This is a genomic window from Streptomyces sp. NPDC036984 (genome assembly GCF_055607665.1).
Genome location: NZ_JBVJRL010000004.1, coordinates 107,125 through 127,824, shown reverse-complemented (window position 1 = coordinate 127,824; position 20,700 = coordinate 107,125). Strand labels below are relative to the sequence as shown.

Sequence of the window (20,700 nt, the reverse complement as noted above, 5' to 3'; positions counted from 1 at the left end):
GCATGTTCGTCGGGATCGATGCGGGCACGTCCCTGGTGAAGGCCGCCGCCTTCGACCGGGCCGGCCGGGAACTGGCCGTGGAGGCGCGGCCGGTGGGGCTGGACTTACGGGGCGGAGCCGTCGAGCAGGACATGACGGAGGTCTACGAGGCCGTCGTCGCCGTGCTCCGGGCGCTGACCGCGCGGGTGCCGGAGCCGGTGGAGCTGGCCGGGCTGACCGGGCAGGGCGACGGGGTGTGGCTGGTGGACGCGGCCGGGCGGCCCGTGCGGCCGGCCATCTCCTGGATGGACGGCCGCGCCCATGAGCTGGTGGACCGGTGGCTGGCGGACGGCACGTTCGAGACGGTCTTCCGGCGCACCGGCAGCGCGATGTTCCCGGGCTGCCCGGGGCCGCTGCTGGCCTGGCTGGACCGGCACGAGCCGCAGGCCCTGGACGCGGCGGCGGCCGCCGTCTACTGCAAGGACATGGTGTTCCAGCGGCTGACCGGCGCCGGGCGGGCGGTGACGGACGTGTCGGACGCGTCGATGCCGTTCCTGGACCCGCGCACCCGGTCGTACGACAACGGGGTGGTGGAGCTGCTCGGGCTGACCCACCGGCGCGGGCTGCTGCCCGGCATCGGCGACCCGATCGCGACCGGTGAGGCGCGCGGCGCGGGCCTGCCGGCCGGCACCCGGCTGGCGAACGGCCCGTACGACCTGCCCGCCTGTGCGCTCGGCGCCGGGGTCACCGCGCCCGGCGACGGACTGCTGATCGTCGGCACCTGTCTGGCGAGCCTGGTCGCCACCACCGAGCCGGACCTGGGCGGCGAGCCGGCGGGCCTGTACATCTCCACGGACCGGCCCGGGCACTGGCTGCGCGCGATGCCGGCGATGGTCGGCACGGCGGCCCTGGACTGGGTGCTGCGCACGACGGGGGCCCGGCACGAGGAGCTGGACGGGCTGCTGGCGGCCGCCCCGCCGGGCGCGCACGGGGTGCGGGTGCTGCCGTACTTCGCTCCGTCCGGAGAGCGGGCCCCCTTCGTGGCGCCCGGGCTGCGGGCCGAACTCCTCGGCGTGTCCCTGGAGTCGACACCCGCCGACCTTGTCCGGGCGACCTGCGAGGGCATCGGCTACGCGGCCCGGCACTGCCTGGCGGCGGCGGGCCTGACCGGCTCGCTGGCGGTGTGCGGCGGCGGCACCCGCAGCCCCGCCTGGACGGGGCTGCTGGCCGATGTGCTGGGCCGGCCGCTGCGGGTGGTGGAGGGTGAGGTGGGAGCGCGGGGCGCGGTGCTGGCGGCCGCCGCGCGCTGCGGCGTCCCGCTGGACGCCGGGGAGTGGACCCGGCCGGCCCGGATCGTCGAACCCGACCCGGACCGGGTGGCGTACTACGCCAAGGGCTACGAGGAGCACCTGGAACTGCTGGCCGGGGCGCGGGAACGGGCCCGGCGCTGAGCGCTCCGCCGGACCTGCCGGGTCATGCCCTCGGTTGTCTGCGGCACCGTCGTGACTGGTCGCGCCCGCACGGCGGAGCCGCATGCCGGTACAGCCCCGCGCCCCTTCGGAGCGCTGCACCGAGCGGGACTTACAGGTTGCTGAAGTCGGGGCCCTTGGTGCGGGTCCGCTTGATCTCGTAGAAGCCCGGTACCGAGGCCACGGCGATCGTGCCGTCCCACAGGCGGGCCGCCTCCTCGCCCGTGGGGGCGGGGGTGACGACCGGGCCGAAGAAGGCGATCTGCTCGCCGTCGGGACCGGGCAGCGCGATGACCGGCGTGCCGACGTCCTGGCCGACCTTCTCGATGCCCTCCTTGTGGGAGGCGCGCAGCTCGGCGTCGAACTCGAAGTCCTCCTGGTCGGCGTAGTCGATCAGCTCGGCGGGCAGGCCGACGTCCGCGAGCGCGCCGGCGACGGCCTCACGGGTCGGGCCCTCGCCGTTGTTGTGGATGCGGGTGCCGAGCGCGGTGTAGAGCGGGCCGAGGACGTCCTCGCCGTGCTTCTGCCAGGCCGCGGTGACCACGCGGACCGGCTGCCACGCCTTGGTGGCGAGCATCTCCCGGTACTCCTCGGGCAGCTCGTCCAGCTTGTCCTCGTTCAGGACCGCGAGGCTCATGATGTGCCAGCGGACCTCGATGTCGCGGAGCTTCTCCACCTCCAGCACCCAGCGGGAGGTCATCCAGGCCCACGGGCACAGCGGGTCGAACCAGAAGTCGACGGGGGTCTTGCCGGACGAGGGGGCGGTCTCGGACATGGGTCTCCTCAGCGAAACGTCTTTTGAAAGGTCAACGAGATCGCCGCCATCCGCATTCCCTGCTGCCCCCGTCAGGAGCACATGGCAGGATCGGTCCTGTTCAGCCGCCATCCACGCGTTCACGAGGGAGTGCCGTCCGTGCCCGGTGAGAATCTGTCCCGCGACGAGGCCCGGGAGCGGGCCGCCCTGCTGTCCGTCGACGGCTACGAGGTGTCCCTGGACCTGAGGTCCGCCGTCGGTGACGGTAACGGGGAGCCGCGCACGTTCCGCTCGGTGACCACCATCCGGTTCCGCTGCTCCGAGCCGGGCGCGTCGAGCTTCGCCGACCTGATCGCCCCCGGCGTGACCTCCGTCTCGCTCAACGGCCGGGACCTGGACCCGGGTGAGGTCTTCGACGGCTCCCGGATCGCGCTGGAGGACCTGGCCGCGGAGAACGAGCTGGTGGTGGACGCCCGGTGCGCCTACTCGCGCACCGGCGAGGGTCTGCACCGCTTCGTCGACCCGGAGGACGGCGAGGTCTACCTGTACACGCAGTACGAGCCGGCGGACGCCCGGCGGGTGTTCGCGAACTTCGAGCAGCCGGACCTGAAGGCGCCGTACCGCTTCGAGGTGCGGGCGCCCGAGGGCTGGACGGTGTGGAGCAACGGCGCCGGCGAACTGGCCGACGGGGTCTGGCGGTTCGCGGAGACCAAGCCCATCTCGACGTACATCACGTGTGTGGTGGCGGGCCCGTACCACTATGTGACGGACTCCTACACCCGCACCTTCGAGGACGGCACGAAGCTGGAGATCCCGCTCGGCGCGATGTGCCGCAAGGGTCTGGCCCCGCACTTCGACGCCGAGGACGTCTTCCTGGTCACCAAGCAGGGCCTGGACTTCTTCCACGACCACTTCGACTACCCGTACCCGTTCGGCAAGTACGACCAGGCGTTCGTGCCCGAGTACAACCTGGGCGCGATGGAGAACCCGGGGCTGGTGACCTTCCGGGAGGAGTACATCTTCCGCGGGAAGGTGACGCAGACGTCGTACGAGGCGCGGGCCAACGTCATCCTGCACGAGATGGCGCACATGTGGTTCGGCGACCTGGTCACCATGGTGTGGTGGGACGACCTGTGGCTGAAGGAGTCCTTCGCCGACTTCATGGGCACGTTCGCGAACGTGGGGGCGACCCGCTTCAAGGACGCGTGGATCACCTTCGCCAACCGCCGCAAGGCGTGGGCGTACCGCGCGGACCAGCTGCCGTCCACCCACCCGATCACCGCGGACATCCGGGACCTCCAGGACGCCAAGCTGAACTTCGACGGCATCACCTACGCCAAGGGTGCCTCGGTGCTGAAGCAGCTGGTGGCGTACGTCGGCCAGGACGCGTTCCTGGAGGGCGCCCGGCGTTACTTCAAGCGCAACGCGTACGGCAACACGCGCCTCGGCGACCTGCTGGCGGTGCTGGCGGAGACCAGCGGCCGGGACATGTCGGGGTGGGCGCGGTCCTGGCTCCAGACGGCGGGCGTCAACTCGCTGACCCCGCAGGTGCTGCTGGACACCGAGGGCGGGCGGATCGCCGAGCTGGCCATCGTCCAGGAGGCTCCGGAGTCGCACCCGGAGCTGCGCCCGCACCGGATCGCGGTGGGCCTGTACCGCAGTACGCCCGAGGGTGCTCTGGAGCGGTACGCGCGCGTGGAGACGGACGTGCACGAGCCGCGCACGGTCGTGGCGGAGCTGGCGGGCGCCCAGGCGCCGGAGCTGGTGCTGGTCAACGACGACGACCTGACCTACTGCAAGATCCGTTTCGACGAGACCTCGCTGGCCACCCTGCGCACGCACCTGGGCGCGCTGACCGATCCGCTGGCCCGGGCCCTCAGCTGGTCGGCGCTGTGGAACATGACCCGGGACGGGCTGCTGCCGGCGCGGGACTTCATCGACCTGGTGCTCAGGTTCGCGGGCCGCGAGTCGGACATCGGTGTGCTGCAGATGCTGCACGCCTGGGCGAACTCGGCGCTGGTGCACTACGCGGCGCCGCAGTGGCGGGCGGCCGGCGGCGAGTTGCTGGCCGAGGGCGCGCTGCGGGAGCTGCGGGCGTCCGGGCCGGGCAGCGAGCACCAGCTGGCGTGGGCGCGGTTCTTCGCGGCCGTGGCCGCTGCCGAGCCGGATCTGGCGCTGCTCGGGGAGCTGCTGGACGGGACGACCTCGATCGACGGTCTGGAGGTGGACCAGGAGCTGCGCTGGGCGTTCCTGGAGCCGCTGGCCGCGCACGGGGCGGCCGACGAGGCGGTGCTGGCGGCGGAACTGTCCCGGGACGACACGGCGTCCGGCAAGCGGCATCAGGTGCGCTGTCTTGCGGCCCGCCCGTCGGCGGCGGTCAAGGCGCAGGCGTGGGCGCAGGTGGTGGAGTCCGACGCGCTGTCGAACGCGCTGGTGGAGGCGACGATCGCGGGCTTCGGCCAGCCGTCGCAGCGGGAGCTGACCGCGCCGTACGCGGAGAAGTACTTCGCGGTGATCGAGCGGGTGTGGCGGGAGCGGTCGATCCAGATCGGCATGGACGTGGTCCGGGGTCTGTTCCCGGCGTTCCAGGACCGTCAGGAGACCTTGGAGGCGACGGACGCCTGGCTCGAGGCGCATCAGGACGCGGCGCCCGCGCTGCGCCGGCTGGTGCTGGAGGCGCGGGACGATCTGGCGCGGGCGCTGCGCGCACAGGCGTGCGATACGGCGGCCGTCGACCGATGAGCTTTGGCCTGAGCTTGCCCGGTCGGTGACCGTTACGAAATTCGGGCAAACACAACCGTAACCCCTGGTCCGCACCCGATCGGACCAGGGGTTTTCGGCCCCCACTCGGCATCCGAACACCTGACCTTTAGTCCCGTCTTGTCCGCATCCCTCGACGGGCGTGTAACAGCGGTTACGGACGGGGCCGGGCGCGGGAATCTCGAGGCCATGACGCACAACACCCCGCTCTCCCCCCGCCCCCTCCGCCACCTCTCCGAGGTCCACCGCCGCGTCCTGACGGCGGTCCAACTGCGCGCCCACGGCGTGACGCAGGCCGAACTGACCGAGCAGTGCCGTCCCGGCGGCCCCTGGCGGGAGCTGCTCCCGCACGTCGTCCTGCTGCACCCCGGCCCGCCCACCAGCGAGGAGCGGCTGCACGGGGCCCTGCTGTACGCGGCCCGCGCGACGGAGCCGAGCGTCCCGGTCCAGCCGACGGCCGAGAGCCCGCACCGGCCGCTGTACGCGGAGGCGGTGATCACCGGCCTGGCGGCGCTGACCCTGCACGGCTTCTCGTCCACCCCGCCGCTGCTCTCCCTGGACCGCGTGGACGTCCTGGTCCCGCGCCTGCGCCGGCTGCGCTCCACGGGCTACGTCCGCGTCCTGCGCACCGCCGACCTGCCCGCCCCGCAGGTGGTGACGGGCCTGCCGGTGGCGCCGGTGCCGCGGGCGGTGGCGGACGCGGTGGCGGAGCTGACGGACGCCGAGGCGGTAGGCCGGCTGCTCACCGAGGCGGTGCGCGGGCGGCACTGCGAACCGGCTGCGGTGGTACGGGAGTTGACCCAGGCCAAGCTGCTGAACCGGCCGCACGTGGTGGACGCGGTGGACGCCCTGCTCGCGGAGGGCCGGTCGATCGCCGAGGACCGCCTCTACCGGATGGTCGCCGAGTACGGCCTGCCCGACCCGGTCTGGAACGTCGACCTGCGCCTGCCCGGCGGCCCGCACCTGGGCGGGCTGGACGCCTACTGGCCGGACCAGGCGGTCGCCGTCGAACTCGACACCCGAGCACCCCGGCAGGACCACCGGCAGGACGACGACGCGCTGTGGTCGGAGTACGCCCGCAAGCGCGAGCACCTGGAGCGCCTCGGCATCACGGTCGTGTACATCACCCCGAAGAAGCTGCGGGACTCCCTGGAACAGCAGGCGGCGGTGGTGCGTACGGCGCTGATGGCGGCCGGCGACCGCGACCCGGCCGCGTATGTCGTGGCGCTGCCCCGGTAGTGACGGACCAGGGCAGCGGCCGCGAGGCCGGCAGGAGGGGAGCGGAGGGGCCACCGGGCCGGACACCGGTGGCCCCTCCTCGCGTGTGCCGCCCCGGTCCACTTCTGCTGGGCCACCCGGGTGACGGTTCACCCGGGCGGCCGAGCACCACGGGCGGCGCCGGGCGGCCCCGCGATAGAGGAGACACATGAGCCAGTCCCGAATAGCGGCAGGTGCGGCCTCCCTCCTCCTGGCGGCGGCATGCGCCTTCGCCGACCCCGCGACGGCGCAGGTGGCGCCCCGGAACGCGGCCACCGGCTATGTGGCCCTCGGCGACTCCTACTCCTCCGGTGTCGGAGCCGGCGACTACCTGGCCTCCGGCAGGGAGTGCAAGCGCAGCAGCCGGGCCTACCCCGTGCTGTGGGCCGAGGCCCACGCGCCGTCGTCGTTCAGCTTCGCCGCGTGCAACGGTGCCGGCGCGAGCGAGGTCCTCACCGACCAGCTCGGCCACCTCAACGCACGCACCGGCCTGGTCACCCTCACCGTCGGCGGCAGCGACTCCGGCTTCGCCGGCGTCATGGCGAGCTGCGCGCTGGGCGGCGCCAAGGGGTGCCTGTCCGCCGTCTCCCGCTCCCGGGCCACGATGGACGGGCAGCTGACGTCCGACCTGGACCGCCTCTACTCGGCCATCCGGGAGCGGGCGCCCGCCGCCGATGTGGTGGTGCTCGGCTATCCGCGCCTGTACCAGCTCAGCGGCGCTTGCGCGGTGGGCCTTCCGGACACCGCACGCGCCGCCCTCAACGACGGCGTGGACCACCTCAACGCGGTGATCGCCAAGCGCGCCGCCGACCACGGGTTCACCTTCGCCGACGTCACCGCCGCCTTCGCCGGCCACGAGATCTGCTCGTCCCACCCCTGGCTGCACAGCGTCGACGTCCTGGCGATCACCGAGTCGTACCACCCCACGGCCCCGGGACAGTCCCTCGGCTACCTCCCGGTCCTCACCAGCGTCTCCTGACCGCTACACCACATCGGGCAGTGTCGGCAGGCGGGACGTCCTCGTGTGGACGCCGTCGAGCAGCGCGGCGTACGCCGCGATCATGCGGGTACGGCTGAAGCGTTCACGGCTCGCGGCCAGCGCCGGGGCGATACGGGTGCGGCCGGCGACCGCCGCCGCCCAGGCCCGGGCAATGGCCTCCGGGTCCGGCGGGGTCACGAAGCCGTGGCCCCGGACGATCTCCGCGCTGTCGCCCACGTCCGTCGTCACGGGGACGGCGCCGCACATCATGCCCTCGATCAGGCACAGCGGCGCCGCCTCGCCGGAGACGGAGGTCAGGGCGACGACGTCGGCGCCGGCGTAGACGGTCTCCATGTCGCCGCGGACGCCGAGGAGGCGAATCCTTTCCGCGAGCTGCCGGTCCGCGCCGAACGCGATCTCGATGTCGGCCCACAGGGCCGGGTTCGTGTCGGTCATGCCCGCGCCGCACATCAGGACCCGGCCCTCGGGCTCGCGGGCGAGCCAGGCGCGGGCGGCCCGCAGGAGGAGCGGGACGTTCTTCATCGCGGCGTAGCGGGCCGCGAAGACGACCACCGGTGCCGCCGCCGGTATCCCGAGGGACGCGCGGAACGCCTGCCGGGCCGCCGGGTCCGGACGGAACCGGAGCAGGTCCACGCCGTTGGGGATGACGTGCAGCACCTCACCGGGGATGCCGGCCGCCTCGTAGGCGGCCCGGGTGGACTCGGCGCAGCAGACGCAGGCCACGACCGTGCCGTCGGCGATGGCGGCCCTCAGCTCGTCCAGGGCGGGGCCCTGGTTCTCCGGGTCGGAGCGGTGCAGGCCGACCACGACCGGGCGGCGGGGCAGCCCGGCCTGGTTGAGCAGCGCCAGCGGCTGCTCCTTCAGCGAAAGGATCACGTCCGCCGCGGCCATGGACCGCGCCGATTCGGCCAGCTCCGGCCCGCTGAAAACGTTCGCCGCGACGGTGCCGTCCACCAGGCCGGCGGTGCGGCCCAGCGAGGTGACGCCGACGCCGCCGGCGGTCAGCGCCCGGTAGCAGGCGTCGTCCTCCATGCGCTGCCGGGTGGTCTCCCGGTGGACCTCGCCGTGGATGCTGAGCACCTGGTGGGACTGGCCGCCCTCGGCCAGTCCCAGAACGACGTCGGAGTGCACGATCCGGGCTCCCCCGGAGAAGAACCCCTCGTAGACCGACAGCACACGCAGTTCGTGCCTCGCGCGCACACGACCACCCGCCTTGCATAAAGGATCAAAAAGATCGAGCCATCCCCGTTCGCAGCGGGTTAGCCGATATGAGGCGGTACGGACATTGCGTACGTGTTAACGCAGAACTACGCGAATGAAACGTCGGCTAACAGAATTCCTTCTCGATCACGGCGGACGTGTCGCCGGTCCAGTCCCCGTTGAAATTGAGAGCGAGGGAATGGCGGCCGTCCGCCGTCGTCACGGCCGAGGACGACGAGCCGTGGATGCCGCCGTCATGGCCCCAGACGTGCACACCGCAGGTCAGCGTGGTCTCGCTGAGGCCGAGGCCATAGCGGGTGTGCGGAGCGCCGTCGATCTTCCGGGTGGTCTTCATTTTCTTCAGCTGATGCGCCGGAAGGAGTTTTCCGCTCAGCAGAGCACTGTAGAAGCGGTCGAGATCCGCGGAATTCGAGATCATTTCCCCGGCCGCTGAGGCGATGGAGGGATTGAGGGCCGTGACGTCGTAGGTGGGGCCCGTCGTCGTCTCGGCGAGTTTGGAGTAGGCGCGGCTGCTGGGCCGCGGCACGGTGACCTTCGTCCCGGGCAGGGAGGTGGCCGTCAGGTGCAGCGGGTCGATGATGCGGTGCCGGATCTCGGTGGCGTACGAGCGGCCCGTCACCTTCTCGATCACCATGCCGGCGAGCACGTAGTTGGTGTTGGAGTAGTTCCAGGACGTGCCCGGTGCGAAGTCCGGCCGGTGCCGCATCGCGATCGCCACCAGTTCGCGCGGAGTGCGGGTGTCGTAGCGGTGCTCGAAGAAGCCGTCCTTGAGGAAGTAGGTGCGGCCGAACTCCTCGTCCGACGTGTAGCTGTAGATGCCGCTGGTGTGGTTCAGCAGCTGGCGGACCGTGATGTGGCGGCCGTCGTGGCCGTGGCCGCGGACGACGCCGGGCAGCCATCTGCCGACCGTGTCGTCCAGGGACAGCCGGCCCTCCGCCTCCAGCTGGAGCAGGACGGTGGCGACGAAGGTCTTGGTGATGCTGCCGACGCGGTAACGGTCGGCGGCCGAACGCGGCTTGCCCGTGCGGGTGTCGCCCACGCCGGCGGTCGTGGACCAGGTGCCGTGGGTGTCCCGCGCGGTGGCGGTCACCCCGGGCACCCCTGCCTCGACCGCCGCCTCGATCGCCTTGCGGGTGGCGGAGTGACCGCCCCCGGGACTCCCCCCGGAGGCCGCGACGGCCGGGGCCGCCAGGGCCGCCGCAAGGAGCAGGGCGGTGGCGCCCACCGTGGCTGTACGCACGCGCATGTCTTTCCCCAACCTGTGGTCGTGATCGGTCGGGGGAAGGGACCGTGGGGGGTGCGCGAGCGTTGCCCGGGGCGGGCGGGTTGAGTGAGTATCAGCCCTTCTTGAGCACCAGCTCGGTGTTCCGGTCGGCCGCGCTGCCGGCGAGGGCCTTGTTGGCGCCGGGGGCGTTGTAGGACAGCTCGCGATAGAGGGCGGCGAGGCCGGTCTGGGAGAGGTCGGCGTAGTCGGTGCGGTGCGGGGCGGCGGACTCGATCAGGGTGGTGAACACGGAGATCGTGCCGTCCTTGTTGTCGACCAGCTCGATGATCCGGGCGAGCTGGGGGTGGTCGACGTGCGAGGCGGTGGAGATCTCCCAGAAGGAGCGCCCGCCGGCGGCCTTGTGCGGGGTGATGACGTTCTTGTGGATGTGGCCGTTCACCCAGGCCAGGACGTTGGCGTGGGAGGAGAGCAGCGCGACCGCCTCGGCGCCGCCGTGCCGCTTCTCCCCCGGGCGGGCCGGGTCGGGGCGGGTGTTGGTCATGGTCTTGCTGGTGTGGTGGCTGAAGACGACGGCGTAGGAGTCCTTGTTGTCCTTCAGCGTCCTGTCGAGCCACTTCAGCTGGGCGGTGCCGAGGGAGCCCTCGTAGTGGCCGCCGGCGTCGGTGGTGTCGAGGCTGATGCCGATGACGTCGTCGGAGATGCGGAAGGCGTAGTACTGGGTGCCGGCGTCCAGGTTGGCCGAGGAGTAACCGTGGCCGGCCGGGCCGAGGCCCTGGTGGGCCGGGTCGAGGTGGGCCTTCAGGTAGTCGGCCTGGGTGTACGGGGCCCGCTTCTCGTCCGGGGTGACCGAGCGCATCGACCGGGCGTGGGCCTTGAGGAAGTCGCGGTAGCCGGCGCCCTTGGGGTCCTTGGCGTTCTTGATGGCGTCCTGGAGTTTTCCGGCGTCGGCGGCGGAGACGCTCATCAGCTTCCTTCCGCCGATGGCCGCCTCGGCGAGGTAGGGGTCGCCGTGGGAGCCGTAGCAGCCCAGCGGGAGGGCGTCGTGGTTGCCGACCGTGGAGTACCAGGGCAGTTTCAGGCCGGGGCTTCGCACCTCGCGGGTCGCGGCGGCCAGGAAGCCCTTCAGGTGCGGGAATCCGAGCGCCTTGTCGTGGTCGCGGGTGGTGGAGCCGGGCTGCCAGTACAGCTTCAGGCCGCTGTTCTGCACGCCCTCGTAGTGCCGGGGGTCCCCGGAGTCGGGCGTGATGCGGCCACCGCTCATCACCTTCATGAACCACTCCAGTTCGGAGTGGGCGTTGTTGTCGGTGTTGTCGCCGGTGGTCATCACGAAGTGCAGCGGGGCGCCGGTGACGGGAGCGCCGCGCAGCGCGTTGACCCGCTCCACCAGGGAGATCGCGCCGGGCACGGTGAGCGCCTCGTGCGGACGCCAGGCGTGCACGTCGTGGGCGCGCAGGTACTCCAGGCGCAGCGGGTGCTGGACGTCCATCAGGTGCAGGTCGGTGAACTGCACGAATGCGGCGAGCGCCGTACGGCGGCCGGCCCGGCCGGACTTGGGTGCCGCCAGCTCGCCGCGCACGACCCGCTTCCAGCCGGGCCCGTCGCCGAGGCGGCGGTAGCCGGAGCTGTTCCTCGGGGCGGCGACGGAGGCGAGCGTGGTGCCCTTGGTGTAGGGCGCGAGCGGGGTCGCCGCCGCTGCCTGCCGGGAGTGCGCGACGGGCGCCTCGGTGCCGGCCGTGGCGGCCTGGCTGTCGGTGGCACGGAGGGCGTAGCCGACGCCCGCGGAGAGCGAGACCGCTCCGGCGGCGGCGAGGACGGTACGGCGGTGGACCCCCGGGATGGAGGCGGTGACAGAGCGTATGCGCGACATGGCGCGGTCTCCCCGAGTGCGAACGCGTCGGCAGTGGTCGCGGGCCGTCGCGGACGCGAACGCCCCGCTCACTGTGGATCGTTGGCATCGGGAATGACCTGTGCGTGAACGCGGCGGCAACGCGCAGCGCCGATCACCGTACGTGGATCACGGGGTACCGGAGGCGGTCATGGAGTGGATCGCGGGCGGCCGGGGGCCGGTCACTCCTCGTTCATCTGCCGGGGCAGGGGAAGGTCCTCCAGACGTCCGTGGGCCGGGCGTTCGCGCCAGAGCCGCAGGGCCACGTCGACCAGCCGTACGCGGGTGAGTCCTGGTACGGCGTCCAGGTCCTGCCAGGCGGCGAAGTCGGTGGAACCACCGATCTCGTGGCGGAGTTCGCCGCCGACGACCTCGCCCGTGTAGAGGAGGCGCACCCCGTGGTGGTCGGTGCGCCGGCGCAGGCGCCCACCGGGGAAGACCCGGTGGGAGGAGTCGATGCCGAGCAGACCGGTCACCTCGATGCGGTAGCCGGTCTCCTCGGTGACCTCGCGGCGGACGGTGTCGTACGGGTCCTCGCCGTGCTCCATGCCGCCACCGGGCAGCACCCACTCGGGGGTGCCGTCGGCAGCCGGTGAGCGGGCGAGCAGGATCCGTCCGTCGCGGACGCACACGGCGTAGGCCGCCACCCTCAACTTTCGTCGCATTCCCCGACGTTAGCGGGCGGGTTGGCCGGTGAGTACTCCGGCGCCGACCAGCTCAGCGGCACGGCGGCCGGGGTCCACAGGGCCTCGGTGAGGGTGAAGCGGACCGTCCGCTCGCCGTCGGCGGAGAAGCCGGTGCGGGCCTCGCCGGTGAGTTGGAGCGTGGTACCCGTCTCCCAGTCGAGGAAGAGCAGCCCGGCGCGCGGATCGGCGCGCAGGTTGCCGAGGCTGAGGAACATGGCGTTGCCGGGGTAGTCCGGCCAGGCCAGTTCGTGCGGTGAGACGACACGGACGAAGCCGGGGTTGCCGCCGCGGTGGCTGGCGTCGGCGCCGTTCGCGTGCACGGTGGCGAGGAAGAAGGTGTCGGCGGCCCGGACGAACTCCGTCTCCTCGGGGCCCAGTCGGGCCGACCGGCGGGACGGGCCGGGGGTGCGGCCGGCGACCGTCTCGTAGCGCTCTCTGCGCTGGATGTACTTGGGGCAGTTGGAGAACACCTGGTCCGCCTCGACCGCGAAGCCGCGGACCGTGGGCCGGAGCCGTCCGTTCAGCCGCATCCGGCGGCGGGTGCGGGGGTCGAGGGCGATGGTGCCGACGGGCGTGCCGGGGGTTTCCAGGGCCGTGGCGAGGGGGTGGGCCGGGCCGTCGCCCGGCCCCGGGCCCGTGGTCGACCGCGCCCGCGCGAGGGCGACCGACATCTGCCGGGGGCCGGTGGCGCGGACGAACCCGGGGGTTCCGGTGAGCGGTGCGGCCCACACCCGGCCCGTCACCGGGTCCGCCGCGCCGACGACGAGCAGGGGCTGGAGCTCCAGGAAGGCCGCCGCGACGGCCTTGATGTCCTGGCCGAGCGAGCGGCCGACGTGGTCGGCGCGCTCGCGCACGCCGACCGCGTCCTGCACGGCCCGCGAGCCGGCGTGGTACCCGCTCATGGCTAAAAGAAGCCGCAGGTTGGTGCGGAGGCGTGCGGGGCCGGGGCACCATCGAGGCCGTGCGGTACGGCGATCTCCAGCCGCGTGCCGTCCGGGTCGTGGAAGAAGATCCCGCCGGAGGCCGCGCCCTCCCGGTGGGCGACCACGCCGTCGTGGGCGAACTCGACCCCGGCGGCCCTCAGTGCCGCCTCGTACTCCCGGAGCCGGTCCACGGAGTCGGCCAGGAAGGCGAGGTGGTGCAGGCCGGCCCGGTCGCGGTCGTACGACCCCTCGGCCTGCTGCCAGAGGGTGACGACGGGCTGGCCGCTGCCGTCACCGAGGAACGCGAAGCGCCGGTCGTCCTCCTTGCCCTCCGCGAGCAGGGCGAAGCCGAGGACGTCCCGGTAGAAGGCGAGCGAGCGGTCGAGGTCGGTGACGTTCACGCCGATGTGCGCGGTGCGCAAGGTCATGGCTTTCCCCTTCGAGCTGTCTAACCGTCGTGCATCACAGTAGGTGGTTAGTTCGGACGGAGTCAACCGGTCACGTACGCTTGAGGGGTTAGCCGAGAAGGAGTGCCCGATGTCCGCCATCCGTGACCCCCGCCCGCTCACCGGTGAACCCCTCGCGCTCGACCTGCTCAACACCCGGTGGAACACCGGCGTCGTCCAGGACCTGCTCGCGGACCCGGACGGCCTCGCGGTGTGGCTGGCGAGCAACGGGCTGGCCGGGACGTATCCGGCCGACGCCGAGGCGCTGCGCCATCTGCGCGTGGCCCGCGAGGCGATCAAGGCCGCGGTGGACGGGTCGCCCGCACAGGCGGCGCCGCTCGTGGACGCCGTCCTGGCGCACGGCCGGATCCGGGCCCGGCTGACCGACGCCGGCCACCCGGCCGAGGAGCCCGAGTTCGCCGACCCGGCCTGGGGCCCAGCCTGGCTCGCCGCCCGGAACTACCTGGATCTGCTCACCCGGGGCCCGGACCGGATCCGCTCCTGCGCCGGCGCCCACTGCATCCTGTACTTCTTCGACACGTCCCGGAACGGCACCCGCCGCTGGTGCTCGATGGCCGCGTGTGGCAACCGGGCCAAGGCGTCCCGGCATTACGCCCGCACGAAGGAGAACTGAGCGAATTCCGGGCGAAACAGGCTGGATCCGCACACATCACATCGCGGGTTTTCCCCATACATTCATATCGATTCGGTCAACGGTCCCCACATAACGAACCCTTGGGTAAGGCTGAGCGCTCTCGTCCGCTCGTTCCTTTACCTGAGGGATGCCGATGACCCACACGCCCGAGCGTGATCCCATACCCGGCCCGAGACGCCTGGCCCGCATAGCCGTGGCCGTGGGCGTCGTGGCCGCCCTGTCCGCGGCCGGGCCCATCCCCCTGGCCCTCGCCGCGGACACGCCGCCCGCCCCGGCGGCCGACCCCGGCGTCAAGTCCGCCGACGACAAGCTCGGTTCCGACGACGCCGGCCTGCTCGCCGAGGCCAAGGCCGACGGCGACAAGAACGTCACGATGATGATCGCGACCTCGCCGGGCAGGACCGAGCAGGTCGCCGACGAGCTGGACGCGGTCAAGGGCGGCCTGGTGGGCCGTACCGACGACAAGCTCGGCTACGTCCGCGCCACCGTCCCGACGGCCAAGGCGGACTCGGCCATCGCCGCCGCCGCGAAGCTGTCCTCCGTGCAGGCGATCGACCTCAAGCAGGAGATCCCGCTCGACGACCCGGCGCCGAACGGCAGCAAGTCCGCGGCGGCCAAGGGCACTTACCGGGGTCCGGGGAAGAACACCCCGGCGGAGAACCCGTACAACCCGTCCTTCGAGACCGGTGCCGTCGACTTCGTCGAGGACCACCCGAAGGCCGACGGCCGCGGCATCACCATCGGCATCCTGGACTCCGGCATCGACCTCGGCCACCCGGCGCTCCAGAAGACCACCACCGGCGAGCGGAAGATCGTCGACTGGGTCACCGCCACCGACCCGGTCTCCGACAGCGACGGCACCTGGCGGCGGATGACCACCGCCGCGGCCGGCCCGTCCTTCTCCATCACCACCACCTCGCAGGGCACCGAGAAGTTCACGGCCCCCGACGGCTCGTACAAGTTCAACTACATGTACGAGTCCGCCACCGCCGGCGGTGACGAGAAGGGCGACCTCAACCGCGACGGCGACACCACCGACGCCTGGGGCGTGCTGTACGACCCGGCCGCCGGCACGGTCCGCGTCGACACGAACGACAACCTGGACTTCACCGACGACCCGGCGATGAAGCCGTACAAGGACGGCTACCAGGTCGGGTACTTCGGTACCGACGACCCGTCGACGGACGTCGCCGAGCGCGTCCCGTTCGTGGTCGAGACCCGCAAGGACGTCGTCTACAACTCCACCGGTGCCAAGGCCGACTACGTCAACATCGGCGTCATCGAGTCCGAGCACGGCACCCACGTCGCCGGCATCACCGCCGCCAACGGCCTGTTCGGCGGGAAGATGAACGGCGCGGCCCCCGGCGCGAAGCTCGTCTCCGCCCGCGCCTGCACCTGGACCGGCGGCTGCACCAACGTCGCCCTCACCGAGGGCATGATCGACCTCGTCACCAAGCGCGGGGTCGACATCGTCAACATGTCGATCGGCGGCCTGCCCGCGCTGAACGACGGCAACAACGCGCGCGCCGAGCTGTACACCCGGCTCATCGACACCTACGGCGTCCAGCTGGTGATCTCCGCCGGCAACTCCGGCCCCGGCGCCAACACCATCGGCGACCCCGGCCTCGCCGACAAGGTGATCTCGGTCGGCGCGGCGATCTCCAAGGAGACCTGGGCCGCCAACTACGGCTCCGCGGTGGAGAAGAAGTACGCGATGATGCCCTTCTCCTCGCGCGGCCCGCGTGAGGACGGCGGCTTCACGCCGACCCTGAGCGCGCCCGGTGCCGCGATCAACACCACCCAGACCTGGCTGCCGGGTTCCCCGGTCGCCGAGGCGGGCTACTCGCTGCCGGCCGGCTACTCGATGCTCCAGGGCACCTCGATGGCCTCCCCGCAGGCCGCCGGCGCCTCCGCGCTGCTGCTGAGCGCCGCCAAGCAGAAGGGCATCGACCTCACGCCCGCCACGCTGCGGACCGCTCTGACCTCGACCGCCGACCACATCAAGGGTGTGCAGGCGTACGAGGAGGGCGCGGGCCTCATCAACATCGTGGACGCGTGGGAGTCCATCAAGGACGGCGCCACAGCGCACGACGCCGTGCCTATGAACTACGTCGTCAAGGCGCCGGTCGACACCGCGATCGACAACGCCCTGAAGACCCCGGGCTTCGGCACCGGCCTGTACGACCGCGAGGGCGGCCTGAAGGCGGGCGAGAAGAAGACGTACGACGTGACCATCACCCGTACGTCCGGCCCGGACAAGGCGGTCCGGCACGAGCTGCACTTCGAGAACAACGCCGGGCACACCTTCCGGATCGTCGGTGACGACGTGGTGAAGCTGCCGCTGAACCAGCCGGTCACGGTCAAGGTCCGGGCGGCCCCGCGGTCGGCGGGCATCAAGAGCGCGATCCTGGAGGTCGACGACCCGAAGACCGAGGGCGTCGACAAGCAGATCCTCTCCACGGTCGTGGTCGCGGCCCCGGTGAAGTACACCTACTCCGCTTCGGGTTCGGTGCAGCGCAACAGCACGCGGTCGTACTTCGTGACCGTGCCCGAGGGCGCGAAGTCGCTGGAGGTCGCGATCGGCGGGCTGAAGGACAAGAGCCAGACCCGGTTCGTCGCCATCCACCCCTACGGCGTCCCGTCCGACACCACGGGCACCCCGTACTGCTACAACAACTACCTGGACGGCAACGGCTGCAAGCCCGACGTGCGGGCGTACGCCGACCCGCAGCCCGGCGTCTGGGAGATCGAGGTCGAGTCCCGGCGCACGTCCCCGCTGCTCGACAACCCGTACCAGCTGGACGTCTCCGTCCTCGGCGCGGCCTTCGACCCGGAGACGGTGACCGTCCCCGAGGCCAAGGTCGGCACTCCGGCCACCGCCTCCTGGAAGGTGACCAACACGTACGCCCCGCTGGACGGCAAGCTGGTCGGCGGCCCGCTCGGCTCCGCCAAGGCGACCCGCCCGGCCATCAAGCAGGGTGAGACGCAGACCAGCACGGTGGAGGTCCCGGCCGGCGCCACGTCCCTGGACGTCGCGATCGGCCACGTCTCCGACGCCGCGGCCGACCTCGACCTGACGGTGTACGACGCGAGCGGCAAGCAGGTCGCGCAGTCCGCCGACGGTGACTCGGAGGAGGCGGTCTCCGTGCCGTCCCCGGCCGCCGGCAAGTACACCATCGAGGTCGTGGGCTACTCGGTGCCGTCCGGCTCGACCGACTACGACTACCGGGACGTGTTCTTCTCCTCCTCGCTCGGTTCCGTCACGGTCGACGGCTCCGGGCCGGTCACGCTCGGCACGGGCGACTCGGCGACGCTGACCGGCCAGGTCACGGCCGCCGCGGAGGCTCCGGCCGGCCGCGAGTTCTTCGGCCGGGTGCAGCTGGTGAACGCGCGCGGCACGGTCGCGGGCATCGCCAACGTGAAGATCGAGAAGGTCACGCCGTAACGGGGTGACGCGCCCGGGAGGGGCGGGTGTCCTGACGGACGCCCGCCCCTCCTGCCGTGCCGGTCCTTCCCGCCCCGTCCGCTCAGGACGCGTCGTCGGAGGGGCAGGCCGTGTCCCGGGACCCGGGCAGGGCGTCGGTGATCCAGGCGCGGCTGTCGGCCACGCGCGCGTCGCCGACGGCCCACAGGCTCGCGTACCGCTCGCCCCGCGCCACCCGCACGAGCGCGTGCTGCCCCGCGGCCGGCGCCGGCCGCGCGCCCGCGTCGAGCAGGAAAGCGACCTCGGCGGGGCCGTGCGCGGGCTTGTAGGAGCGGCTCACGGTGAGCGTGACCCGGGTCCAGGAGATGCCCTCCCGCCGGTCCACCCGGGCCACGGTGCCCTCCACGACCAGCCGGGAGCAGGCCAGCTCGCGTTCCGGGTCCGGGGGCTGCCAGCCGGTCCCGGTCTCCTGGCCCGCGGCGTCGGCGGCGCTCTTGGCCGACGACCCGCCGTTGTCGTCCGCACCGCCGCCGGCCCGCGTCACCAGCAGGCCGACGCCCAGGGCCAGCGAGAAGGCCGCGGCACCGGCGAGCGAGCCGAGCGCGATCCGCAGGGCCCGGCGGGGCCCCGCGGGGCGCCCGGGCCGCGACGGCCGGGCGGGTCCGACGGGCCGGGTACGGCTCCGGGGGCGGCGCGCGGGGGAACCGGGCGCCCCGGCCTGCGCCGGACCGTCCTCCACGGCCCCGTCCTCCGCGAGCCCGTCCTCCATGGCCGGGCCGCGCGCGGCACCGGCACCGGCGGCCGCCGCCCCGGTCTCTTTCGCCTCACCCGTCTCCCCGGTCTCGGTCCCTCCGGTCTCTACGGCCTCTCCGGTCAGCGTCTCCGCCAGCCAGGCCAGTTGCTCCCGCAGCACCGCCACGTCGGCCTCGGCCGCCCGGTGTTCGGCGAGGAAGGCGGGGTCACGGCGGGCCTCCTCCGGCAGGGCGGCGCCGGTGATCGCGCTCATCAGGGCGTCCATGCCGGCGTACTCCCCGGCACCCTCGGCGCCCTCGGCTCCCCGCGCACCCTCGGCACCCCGCGCGCTCTCGTGTTCGGCGGTCATGTCACACCACCTCGTCCTCGTGCAGCCGGTCGCGCAGCGCGCGGACCGCCGTGTGCAGCCTGCTCTTGACCGTGCCCTCCGGGACGCCCAGCTCCTCCGCGATGGCCCGCACGGGCAGGTCCGCGAAGAAGCGCAGCACGACCACCTGCCGCTGGGCGGCCGGCAGCTCGTCCAGGCCCCGGGCGACGGCGAGGGACAGCAGACTGGTCTCCTCGCCCGACGGGTGCGCGGGCTCGCGCAGCGCGGCCAGCCGCTCCCCCAGCCGTTCCTGGCGCCGTTTGGCCCGGTGCCAGTCCATGGCCAGGTTGGAGGCGACCACCGCCGCCCACGCCGACACGTCCCGCGGCGCCTCGCGACCGCCCGCGGCCCGCTCCAGCAGCCGCAGCCGGACCTGCTGCACCCCGTCCGGCAGGTCCGACTGCGGCACCCCGCCGAGCGCGAGCACCGCCCGCACCCGGCGTTCCTGGGCCGCGTCCAGCGGATCACCGGCGGTGCGGTCACCACCGCCGGCGTACGCCCCCTGATCGCGGCGCGCCTTTCCGCGCAGCACGAGCCACCCCCTCACGCGTTTGCCCCTACGACGCGGCGGCGGGCCGAAACGTTCGGCCCGCCGCGGAGGGCCGCCGAGGCGTACGTCACACCGCCGTATGGCCGGGGCCCGGACGGGCAGGGGCGGGACAGCACAGCTTCCGGCGCGCGGCCGCAGCGGAGGAAACATCTCCAGCTCAGCCGGGTGTCGGACGGACGTATGGAACCGTCCGCCGGATGATCGTGTCCCACTCTTCGGGCAGGCTGGGCAAAGAATTGGACAGGTGGACCGGGGTCGGCCGCATGATGGAAAAGCCCCGGTCGGGCAAGAGACACATAGAGGGAGTCGCTGTGAGGGTCGGAATCGTCGGAGCCACCGGTCAGGTCGGCACGGTCATGCGCAGGATCCTCGCGGAGCGCAACTTCCCGGTCACGGAGCTGCGCCTGTTCGCCTCGGCCCGGTCCGCCGGGACCGTGCTGGACGGCGTGACGGTGGAGGACGCGGCGGCCGCCGACTACACCGGCCTGGACATCGTGCTCTTCTCCGCGGGCGGCGCGACCTCCCGGGCGCTGGCCGAAAAGGTGGCCTCCCAGGGCGCGGTCGTGATCGACAACTCCTCGGCCTGGCGCAAGGACCCCGAGGTCCCGCTGGTGGTCTCGGAGGTGAACCCGCACGCGATCGCCGACCGCCCCAAGGGCATCATCGCCAACCCGAACTGCACCACGATGGCCGCGATGCCGGTGCTGAAGCCGCTGCACGAGGAGGCGGCCCTGGAGGCGCTGGTCGTCGCCACCTACCAGGCGGTGTCCGGCTCGGGTCTCGCGGGCGTGGCGGAGCTGCACGGCCAGGTGCAGAAGGTGGCCGCCGAGGCCGACAAGCTGACCCACGACGGCGCGGCGGTCGACTTCCCCGAGCCGCAGGTCTACAAGCGCAGCATCGCCTTCAACGTGCTCCCGCTGGCGGGCTCGATCGTCGAGGACGGTCTGAACGAGACCGACGAGGAGCAGAAGCTGCGCAACGAGTCCCGCAAGATCCTGGAGATCCCCGAGCTGAAGGTCTCCGGCACCTGCGTGCGCGTCCCGGTCTTCTCCGGCCACTCGCTCCAGGTCAACGCCCGGTTCGCCCGCCCGATCTCCCCGGAGCGCGCCACCGAGCTGCTGGCGAAGGCGCCGGGCGTCGCCCTCTCCGAGATCCCGACCCCGCTCCAGGCGGCCGGGCAGGACCCGTCGTACGTCGGCCGCCTCCGCCGCGACGAGACGGTGGACAACGGCCTCGCCCTGTTCATCTCCAACGACAACCTCCGCAAGGGCGCCGCACTGAACGCGGTGCAGATCGCGGAGCTGGTCGCGGCGGAGCTGTCCGCGAAGTAACGCGCACCCGGCAAA

16 protein-coding genes are annotated in these 20,700 nt (G+C 72.6%); 7 read left to right on the top strand and 9 right to left on the bottom strand.

Translation table 11 applies throughout. The features are described from left to right. Nucleotides 1–2: 2 nt before the first annotated feature. Nucleotides 3–1,430: an FGGY family carbohydrate kinase gene (locus tag ACZ7DL_RS09970; RefSeq protein WP_470772964.1), complete on the top strand. Its 1,428-nt coding sequence runs from the start codon at nt 3–5 to the stop codon at nt 1,428–1,430. A 130-nt stretch (nt 1,431–1,560) separates the two neighbouring features. On the opposite strand, the gene ACZ7DL_RS09965 is transcribed toward ACZ7DL_RS09970, so the two are convergent. Beyond that, nucleotides 1,561–2,223: a mycothiol-dependent nitroreductase Rv2466c family protein gene (locus ACZ7DL_RS09965; RefSeq protein ID WP_470772962.1), complete on the bottom strand. Its 663-nt coding sequence runs from the start codon at nt 2,221–2,223 to the stop codon at nt 1,561–1,563. Nucleotides 2,224–2,361: 138 nt separating this feature from the next. Between ACZ7DL_RS09965 and pepN the strand changes: the two genes are divergently transcribed. The 3 genes from pepN to ACZ7DL_RS09950 all read left to right on the top strand — a co-directional run bounded on the left by pepN (nt 2,362) and on the right by ACZ7DL_RS09950 (nt 7,198). Next, entirely contained in the window at nt 2,362–4,944 is a 2,583-nt protein-coding gene (gene pepN / locus ACZ7DL_RS09960; protein WP_470772961.1) for an aminopeptidase N, read from the top strand. Nucleotides 4,945–5,151: 207 nt separating this feature from the next. Then, nucleotides 5,152–6,201, top strand: coding sequence for a hypothetical protein (locus ACZ7DL_RS09955; protein ID WP_470772960.1), 1,050 nt, complete (start codon nt 5,152–5,154; stop codon nt 6,199–6,201). A gap of 187 nt (nt 6,202–6,388) precedes the next feature. Then, nucleotides 6,389–7,198, top strand: coding sequence for an SGNH/GDSL hydrolase family protein (locus ACZ7DL_RS09950; protein WP_470772959.1), 810 nt, complete (start codon nt 6,389–6,391; stop codon nt 7,196–7,198). Nucleotides 7,199–7,201: 3 nt separating this feature from the next. Here the strand turns inward: ACZ7DL_RS09950 and ACZ7DL_RS09945 are convergent, their stop codons facing one another. From ACZ7DL_RS09945 to ACZ7DL_RS09920, 6 genes are all read right to left on the bottom strand, one after another. After that, nucleotides 7,202–8,395, bottom strand: a complete 1,194-nt coding sequence (locus tag ACZ7DL_RS09945) for a glycosyltransferase (RefSeq protein ID WP_470773570.1) — start codon at nt 8,393–8,395, stop codon at nt 7,202–7,204. Between the two features lie 151 nt (nt 8,396–8,546). Next, complete coding sequence (locus ACZ7DL_RS09940; protein WP_470772958.1) at nt 8,547–9,686, bottom strand: serine hydrolase domain-containing protein; 1,140 nt, start codon at nt 9,684–9,686, stop codon at nt 8,547–8,549. Between the two features lie 91 nt (nt 9,687–9,777). Continuing rightward, entirely contained in the window at nt 9,778–11,532 is a 1,755-nt protein-coding gene (locus tag ACZ7DL_RS09935; RefSeq protein WP_470772957.1) for a TIGR03767 family metallophosphoesterase, read from the bottom strand. A gap of 200 nt (nt 11,533–11,732) precedes the next feature. Beyond that, on the bottom strand, nt 11,733–12,215 hold the full coding sequence (locus ACZ7DL_RS09930) for an NUDIX hydrolase (RefSeq protein ID WP_470772956.1): 483 nt from the start codon (nt 12,213–12,215) through the stop codon (nt 11,733–11,735). Continuing rightward, nucleotides 12,200–13,138, bottom strand: a complete 939-nt coding sequence (locus ACZ7DL_RS09925) for a pyridoxamine 5'-phosphate oxidase family protein (RefSeq protein WP_470772955.1) — start codon at nt 13,136–13,138, stop codon at nt 12,200–12,202. The genes ACZ7DL_RS09930 and ACZ7DL_RS09925 overlap by 16 nt, the downstream gene beginning before the upstream one ends. Nucleotides 13,139–13,140: 2 nt before the next feature. After that, nucleotides 13,141–13,587 (bottom strand): VOC family protein, encoded by a 447-nt coding sequence (locus tag ACZ7DL_RS09920; RefSeq protein WP_470772953.1) that lies wholly within the window; start codon nt 13,585–13,587, stop codon nt 13,141–13,143. Nucleotides 13,588–13,696: 109 nt separating this feature from the next. On the opposite strand from ACZ7DL_RS09920, the gene ACZ7DL_RS09915 reads away from it, so the two are divergent. Beyond that, nucleotides 13,697–14,239: a CGNR zinc finger domain-containing protein gene (locus ACZ7DL_RS09915; protein ID WP_470772951.1), complete on the top strand. Its 543-nt coding sequence runs from the start codon at nt 13,697–13,699 to the stop codon at nt 14,237–14,239. 154 nt (nt 14,240–14,393) lie between these two features. After that, entirely contained in the window at nt 14,394–17,705 is a 3,312-nt protein-coding gene (locus ACZ7DL_RS09910; protein WP_470772949.1) for a S8 family serine peptidase, read from the top strand. Nucleotides 17,706–17,787: 82 nt separating this feature from the next. On the opposite strand, the gene ACZ7DL_RS09905 is transcribed toward ACZ7DL_RS09910, so the two are convergent. Both ACZ7DL_RS09905 and ACZ7DL_RS09900 read right to left on the bottom strand, forming a co-directional pair. Then, on the bottom strand, nt 17,788–18,786 hold the full coding sequence (locus tag ACZ7DL_RS09905) for a hypothetical protein (protein WP_470772947.1): 999 nt from the start codon (nt 18,784–18,786) through the stop codon (nt 17,788–17,790). 1 nt (nt 18,787) lies between these two features. Beyond that, nucleotides 18,788–19,336: an RNA polymerase sigma factor gene (locus ACZ7DL_RS09900; protein WP_470773569.1), complete on the bottom strand. Its 549-nt coding sequence runs from the start codon at nt 19,334–19,336 to the stop codon at nt 18,788–18,790. A 329-nt stretch (nt 19,337–19,665) separates the two neighbouring features. Here ACZ7DL_RS09900 and ACZ7DL_RS09895 point away from each other — a divergent pair, with 329 nt between their 5' ends. Beyond that, nucleotides 19,666–20,685 (top strand): aspartate-semialdehyde dehydrogenase, encoded by a 1,020-nt coding sequence (locus ACZ7DL_RS09895; protein ID WP_470772945.1) that lies wholly within the window; start codon nt 19,666–19,668, stop codon nt 20,683–20,685. Nucleotides 20,686–20,700 lie beyond the last annotated feature (15 nt).

Coding starts and splice junctions, on each gene's coding strand:
- ACZ7DL_RS09970 (WP_470772964.1), top strand. CDS start 3: ATGTTCGTCGGGATCGATGCGGGCACGTCCCTGGTGAAGGCCGCCGCC.
- ACZ7DL_RS09915 (WP_470772951.1), top strand. CDS start 13,697: ATGTCCGCCATCCGTGACCCCCGCCCGCTCACCGGTGAACCCCTCGCG.
- ACZ7DL_RS09965 (WP_470772962.1), bottom strand. CDS start 2,223: ATGTCCGAGACCGCCCCCTCGTCCGGCAAGACCCCCGTCGACTTCTGG.
- ACZ7DL_RS09920 (WP_470772953.1), bottom strand. CDS start 13,587: ATGACCTTGCGCACCGCGCACATCGGCGTGAACGTCACCGACCTCGAC.
- ACZ7DL_RS09905 (WP_470772947.1), bottom strand. CDS start 18,786: ATGACCGCCGAACACGAGAGCGCGCGGGGTGCCGAGGGTGCGCGGGGA.
- ACZ7DL_RS09930 (WP_470772956.1), bottom strand. CDS start 12,215: ATGCGACGAAAGTTGAGGGTGGCGGCCTACGCCGTGTGCGTCCGCGAC.
- ACZ7DL_RS09940 (WP_470772958.1), bottom strand. CDS start 9,686: ATGCGCGTGCGTACAGCCACGGTGGGCGCCACCGCCCTGCTCCTTGCG.
- ACZ7DL_RS09935 (WP_470772957.1), bottom strand. CDS start 11,532: ATGTCGCGCATACGCTCTGTCACCGCCTCCATCCCGGGGGTCCACCGC.
- ACZ7DL_RS09950 (WP_470772959.1), top strand. CDS start 6,389: ATGAGCCAGTCCCGAATAGCGGCAGGTGCGGCCTCCCTCCTCCTGGCG.
- ACZ7DL_RS09910 (WP_470772949.1), top strand. CDS start 14,394: ATGACCCACACGCCCGAGCGTGATCCCATACCCGGCCCGAGACGCCTG.
- ACZ7DL_RS09925 (WP_470772955.1), bottom strand. CDS start 13,138: ATGAGCGGGTACCACGCCGGCTCGCGGGCCGTGCAGGACGCGGTCGGC.
- ACZ7DL_RS09955 (WP_470772960.1), top strand. CDS start 5,152: ATGACGCACAACACCCCGCTCTCCCCCCGCCCCCTCCGCCACCTCTCC.